This is a genomic window from Candidatus Micrarchaeota archaeon, from assembly GCA_021163225.1.
In the GTDB taxonomy this organism is placed as follows: domain Archaea; phylum Micrarchaeota; class Micrarchaeia; order Anstonellales; family JAGGXE01; genus JAGGXE01.
On record JAGGXE010000008.1, the window covers coordinates 1 to 6,737 of the forward strand.

At 42.9% G+C, this 6,737-nt stretch carries 7 protein-coding genes; 6 read left to right on the top strand and 1 reads right to left on the bottom strand.

Translation table 11 applies throughout. From position 1 onward, the window contains the following. The 6 genes from J7K41_00595 to J7K41_00620 form a co-directional block, all read left to right on the top strand. Window positions 1-867: asparagine synthase C-terminal domain-containing protein (locus tag J7K41_00595; GenBank protein ID MCD6549200.1), on the top strand; the 867-nt coding region annotated here is incomplete at its 5' end. Window positions 868-895: 28 nt separating this feature from the next. Then, window positions 896-1,153, top strand: coding sequence for a DUF1653 domain-containing protein (locus J7K41_00600; GenBank protein MCD6549201.1), 258 nt, complete (start codon window positions 896-898; stop codon window positions 1,151-1,153). 121 nt (window positions 1,154-1,274) lie between these two features. Beyond that, a complete protein-coding gene (locus J7K41_00605; GenBank protein MCD6549202.1) occupies window positions 1,275-1,412 on the top strand; it encodes a hypothetical protein in 138 nt (45 codons plus the stop codon). Between the two features lie 77 nt (window positions 1,413-1,489). Next, a complete protein-coding gene (locus J7K41_00610; protein MCD6549203.1) occupies window positions 1,490-2,614 on the top strand; it encodes a hypothetical protein in 1,125 nt (374 codons plus the stop codon). A gap of 15 nt (window positions 2,615-2,629) precedes the next feature. Continuing rightward, window positions 2,630-4,189, top strand: a complete 1,560-nt coding sequence (locus J7K41_00615) for a hypothetical protein (protein MCD6549204.1) — start codon at window positions 2,630-2,632, stop codon at window positions 4,187-4,189. A 107-nt stretch (window positions 4,190-4,296) separates the two neighbouring features. Further along, window positions 4,297-5,208, top strand: coding sequence for a hypothetical protein (locus J7K41_00620; GenBank protein ID MCD6549205.1), 912 nt, complete (start codon window positions 4,297-4,299; stop codon window positions 5,206-5,208). A gap of 76 nt (window positions 5,209-5,284) precedes the next feature. Here the strand turns inward: J7K41_00620 and J7K41_00625 are convergent, their stop codons facing one another. After that, window positions 5,285-6,625, bottom strand: a complete 1,341-nt coding sequence (locus J7K41_00625; protein ID MCD6549206.1) for a hypothetical protein — start codon at window positions 6,623-6,625, stop codon at window positions 5,285-5,287. Window positions 6,626-6,737 lie beyond the last annotated feature (112 nt).

Below are 6,737 nucleotides of genomic sequence, written 5' to 3' on the forward strand. Positions count from 1 at the left end.
CGGGAAATCATATTAAATACAGGAAAGAATGTTTACGGACCTTATTTCCTGAACTACATTGTGCTCTTCTCAGGCGGAATCGATTCGGTGTTAATCACTAAACTGTTAACGGATGAGTTGAAGACATTTCATAATACCTTTAATCTTGTAACATATACAACTGTTGTTGAGCATGGTAATATTACGGCAAAGGATAGGGAACCTGCCAGACGTGCTGCCAAGATGCTCGGAGTGCCGCATAAGGAAGCGGTTATCCGATACGACGACCTGGAGAGATACGTAATCAGAACCGTAGATATTTTGATAAAGGAAGGGGTTAACCGGTTCGGACACCTGCGGAACGCTGAATCAAAGATTTTAGAATGGGTTAATGTGATTAAGGTAGGAGTGGGTATATGTGTACTGGCCATAGCAGAACGGATAGAGAAACCGTCACATCTTTTTTCCGGGTTGGGGAGCGAAGAGTTGTTTGCAGGATACCAAAGACATGAACTTGCAGAAGATGTTAACGAGGAATGTAGGAGAGGGTTATCGGATATAGAGGATAGGGACTTAGCACGTGATCGCGCAATCGCCAGGGAATACGGTCATGAGATACACTTCCCATTCTTATACCGACCGCTGATCGATTACTCGTTACGGATCCCTCCCGAACTTAAGATCAGGAACGGATACAAAAAATACATCTTACGTGTAGGATGTGAACGGATCGGGTTACCAAAAGAAATCGTATGGAGAAAGAAACTCGCCGCGCAGTACGGTAGCGGTGTGGACCGCGGGATCCGACAGTTGGCTAAAGATTCCGGATTTCGGTACAAATCTGAATACATAAAACATCTCGTAAAAGAAAGGTTGTCCGAAGTATGAACTTTATGGTGAGGTGAACTGTATGAACATGGTGAGGGATAGAGAAGATGATAATGTAAAACCTGGGATCTACAAACATTTTAAAGGGAAATTGTACGAGGTGATAGGTGTTGCGAGACATAGCGAAACACTGGAAGAATTGGTCGTCTACGGAGCATTGTATTACGATGAAAGGTTCGGTGAAAACGCTCTCTGGGTGAGACCTAAGAAGATGTTTTTAGAGCATGTGGTCGTTGACGGTAAGGAAGTGCCGAGATTCAAGTATGTCTGTGCCGAGCCCGGATAAAACGTTTGACTAATTTACGAATCGCAAAATACGATGCGCCTTTGTGAATAATTCTTAAAAAAAAAATAATCCGCAGAGTTATGGACTGTGGGGAGAAAGGAAGTTGCGAAGGTTGGTTATCTTGAAGAAGATGAACATGTCGGGCAGTATTTATGGAAGGATGAGAAAGATAATTTTTGCCACAATCACAAATACAAGTGTGGGTGAAGGCGGTGCGGGTGAAGGAATACATTTTAAAAAGTATTTGATGATAAAATGATTACCTGACCGTCCTTTATCGGACTGTTTCGGAGGAAGGTGTGACCTAAAAGATGCGAAAGCGAACGGTTGGTTTCTATGGAGATTCCGAACATCTACAAAGGTGATTATCGCAAACTGATGGTTGTACCGATATTCCTTGTTATAATAAGCCTGTTTCTTATACCGCGTATACAGTTGGGAATAGAGTTTCGTGGAGGAACTCTGATCACACTGTTAACCGATGGACCGGTGGACACGGTGCAGTTGCAGAAGGAACTTACCGAAGCAGGAATAAAAGTTCGTAGGGTTCAGTTGGTTGAATCATCGATCGGAACAACGGTTGAGATAGAACTTGATGAGTATCCGAAACTTTCGCAGGCTGAAGAATTGAAAGGTGAATTCTACGTATACTTTGAAAACGTGTCACGGTTGTATGCCAACTATCTCATCACAAATAAAACGAATCAAACATTGTATCACGAGTACGTTCAACAACGTGCCAAACTCGATGAAATAGTTAATCAGATGTTCTCGCTTGCATCGTATACCCCGAACACCAACCTATCTCCCAACGTGTCCGGAGAAACGAACCTGAACCTGGTAAAACAGGAGTTCACTAATGCCTATCTTAAACTGAAACACGATTATGAAGAAAAACTGGGTGAAGTGCTGAGGAATCATGTGAGATATTCTTCGATAAGCGTGGATACGGTGTCACCGTCTCTTTCATCAAAGTTCATAGACCGTGCTGTTCAGGTTACTGTAATATCTCTTATATTCGTTATACTCCTGACGTTTGCAGTGTTCCGTGTTCCCGCGCCGAGCGTGGCCGTGTTAACGGGCGCGTTGTTTGATATAATCATGGCGTTAGGTGCGATGGGATTGTTCGGAATACCTTTGACGTTGTCTTCGTTTGCAGCACTTCTGATGATGTTAGGGTTTTCTTTGGATACGGATATGATGCTCACTATCAAGATGCTGAAGATCAAACGCGGAGATTTGCGCGAACGCGCTTACGATGCGATGAGAACAGGTATGACTATGAGCACGACGGATTTTGTTGCCTTCGTGGTCTTGCTCGTGCTCGGTATCGTTGCTAATATAAGCACATACTACGAGATAGCGAGTGTTGCAGTATGCGGTTTGATAGGCGACCTCATTGCAACATGGATGTTCAACGCACCGATGGTTCTGTGGTATCTCGAATCGAGAAAGAAATGACGAGGTGGAATAGGAATGAGTTTTGCACTTCTGATACGTGATAAACGGATCATCTTCCTCATCTCCGTATTCGTGTTAGCCGTGGGGGTGCTGGTATTCCACGGTGTAAGGTTGGGTATCGATTTCAGAGGAGGTACCAGGATCCCGGTACTGCTGGAACATCCCGTTGACCCTGACACCATGATGGAGGTCATAAACATCATCAAGGTCCGTGCCAACTCGTTCGGTTTAACGGAAGTGAAAGTGTATGCGCGCGGTAACGACGAGGTGGTTGTTGAAATACCGAGCAGCGACAGAGAACTCGTTGAACAGACCAAAGAAACACTGGAGAAACAGGGTAAATTTATCGGTGTTGTTGACGGTAAGGTTGCTCTGAAAGGTGAAGATATATTCCCCGGTACGATTGTGTATATATCTCCGTCACAGATGCATCTCGGAACCGGGGGATGGGCGGTAGGGTTCACCATCAATGAAGAGGGTGCTCAGCGGTTCGCTAAGGTTGCTTACGGTAAAGCGGATTACCCAGTGTACATGTTCCTTGATAGACCTTCCGATGCCGCGCTTTTCATCTACCGTGACCAACTTCTGGACAATTCCAACCTATCCATAGAGGAAGCGATTACGTTAGCCAACGATGCGTTACGTCTCGAAGGTGACGACATTCAGTTGTACATCCTGGATGATTTTGACGGGTACAAGGATGACCTCCAACCTAAGGACAACGCAACAACCGCTATCGTGCCTGAGAACGCGCCTGATGATGTGAAAGAGTTTCTCAGGTCAAAAGGGTTTAATGTGGTTGAGAAACCGGTTGATGAGATCACACCTAAGTATGCGTTGGGCGGAACCTTCAACACTATCGAAGAATGGCCTGCTGTAGGTCTGGTGTCAGCACCGCGACTTAAAAAGGGTATGACGCTCGGTACCCCGGTTTACAGTCCCGTGATCACAGGTTACGGTAGAGGTAAGACGGTTGATGAGATCCTTAAAAACGCGGAATATGAGAGAAAACGGATCGCGTCTGTGTTGAAAGGCGGGTCGCTTCCGGTCAGGATATCTCTGGGTTCTGAAACACGTATTCCCGCACCGTTAGGTCAGAAGTTCCTGGAATGGAGTATCTTAGGAGGTATAATAGCCGTGTTGGCTGTGGCTTCGGTGGTGGCACTCAGGTACAGGAACCTTAAACTCGTGCTACCGATCCTGTTAACAAGTATAGCCGATGTAACGATACTGGTTGCTGCGGTCGGTCTGTTTACTATCGACCTCGGCGCCTTTGCAGGTATCATCGCTTCCATCGGTGTTTCCGTAGATGCTCAGGTGGTCATCACAGACGAATTGATGAAGAAGGGTCATTACAGTGTTAAGAAGAAACTGGAGAACGCGTTTTCAATCGTGAACATGTCTGCAGGCGTGACGATTTTAGCCATGTTACCTCTGTTACTGTTCTCAGGGTTGCCAGAGGTGATAGGGTTCGCTACTTCAACCATCTTGGGATCGCTCCTAGGTGTGCTGATATCGCGACCCGCGTACGCCGCGTTTGTAGAACATTTCGTCCTCGGCGAAGAAGAGCACTGAAAAAAATCTTTGAAGATGCATAAGGGCAACATAACTCGATTCAGGGGCGATGGAGGAGGAAAAGTCAAACGTAAACATTTATAAACATAAAATACCACAATTATATTATGAAAAAAATCAAGAAAGCGCTGGCCATAGGTTTGGTCGGTTTATCCCTCTTATCACCTAGTTGTAAATCTCCGTCTCCTAAATCCGACCTGAAGGATAAAGCGATTGCGGAAACTGTGTATTCGGGAACGGAATCTTCTCTTCAAAGGGTTAATAAGAAAAAGTTTCATAAGACCCTCAGAGCACATAGAAAAATAGAGTCGAATTCCCAAAGGTTACGGAAGCAACGGGCCCTTCAAGCCCTTGAAGATTTTTTGTATACTTCTGTTAGTACGATTACCCTTTCTTTGGAAAGGATACCACCCATCGATTCTTTGGATATAGATCTTGATAGAGGGAACGCGTACGACATGATTATGTTATCATCCTATAACTACAAAGAAGCATTTGAGTTAGCATGCAGGGCATACATCGATTCAGATTCAGAGAAGGATAGGTTCGATATCTTTAGAGCTATCATCAAGTTGGTTGAAGACGAGCTCTATAGATCAGAACATCTAGAACCGGTAGAATTGCCAGAATCTCTTGATGTGTACTACAAGCAGTACCATGTAAATCCGAATCCGAAGACTGATCTGGAAGATGAATGCAGGATTTTTGTGGCAAGCTCTTTTGTAGATGGGATCTACAATGTCTTGTGGGATCTGTTCTCTCCTAAAGAAAAGAGATTCTTTGCCCTTACCTATTTGAAAGTGATTGAATATGAATGCAAAATTGTGCAGGAAGATGATGGATATTCTCCCAATGTTAAATCGTCTACGTTGGAAGACTATTGCAAACTCGCGTGTGAAAGATACCTGGTTTTTTCCGATTATCTGACAGAAGAAGACACAAGTGCGATTTCTTTTGTGGAGGATGTAATGAAATGGATATATCAAAATAAGGGTAATAAGAAAAACTCTGATAGGTAAAAGATGATGTTTCCGTATTACAAGGTATACCCTAAGGAGAGGTTCGGATAGAAATGGGGAAAAGGTACTTATGAAATTACTTAAGAGTTTTTACAAATTCGAATACATTATCTGATTCAAAGTACGCCACAAGAATGTCATTAAGTTCTTTTGCTTCCTCTCTCGCTGCCATAAGGGCAGCATCAAGATTTTTGTTCTGTTGATATACGTCACTAAATATCTGTACTATTTTTGTGTATCTATCCTTAACAATGTTTAACATCCTCAAAGCAACTTCTTTTTCTTTTTTGGTTAATTCTTCATCTTTCGCATTATTAATTAATGTATCGAGATTTAGGTAGTCTCCGGACGTTGGATCGTATAGGATGGTTGAAGGATCATCGTATCCTTCCTCACCTTTTATAAAATCTTCCAAATTTATCGAGATTCTATCTAAATGTGCGATTTCGGTAATTCTTCTTTTAGTTTGTTCTAACCTAGCAATTCTTTCCTGTTCTATTTTCCTTCTCTTTTCGTTGTGGGTGTACAATCTCGCAGCCGTAGGTGCATCTTCATCGAAGAAGGTGGCCCACATGAGCTGATATCCGTGAGCATTGGGCTCTTCGGTTTGGGTCTGGATCACATCTTTGATGTCTCTTTGTTTTTCCTCAGACATGGAGTCCCAAAGATTTTTAAACGCTTCTCCCAACTCGGTCAAGGTGTATGTTTCGTCTGTTCTTTTAATAAAGGGGTTTTCTCCCATTACTGAACTGAAAGCTGTGATCCGTGCCATAGCCCGTAAAAATGAATCCTTCTTAAGTGCGAATTCACCTATGTTCTTTTCCATATCATTGATCAGCAAAATGCCCGCTTTCTGTAATTGGTCAACCGTAAGAGAGGACCTGGGAAAATATTTATTGCCTATCAAAATTTCATAAATTTTTTCAACGTTGTTGAGTTCAAGGTATATGTCAAAGACGTATCTGGCCACTTCGTCCTCTTCATCAATTTCATCATTCCTTAGTTTGTTGAGATAATTGTCCGCTACTTTCTCAGCGGCATTCTTATAGGATTTAGTTATAACGGTTTCGGGTACCTCTGATTTTGAAGTGTAATTTTCTTTTGCCATTTCGTACAGAACTTTACTTTCCTCGTAGAATTCGTTAGCCTCGGCAATGAATCCCAACTTGACTGCATATTCCACCAATAAACCTTTTTTCATTTCGTCCGACCCGGCTATTTCAAATCCTCGCTTCAACAGTTCGATACCTTTTTTTACCTTCCCTCTCCCTGGTGAGTAGTCTTTGCAACAACTATCAAGTTCCCGAAGAAGTTCGCCGAACTCGGTTTCATATATCGCGATGTTTGCGTTTACCTCTTCACGGAAGGCACTCTCATCTCGAGTTTCAACGGGTGTTCTTTTCTTAACCTTCATCATTTTTCCACCTCACAATTTGATTCTGATACATTTTTCAGTAATTTTCTTATATAAATTTTTTCTGTTTTTTATTTTATTCACAATCGCACATTTCGGATGTGCGAACCGATAG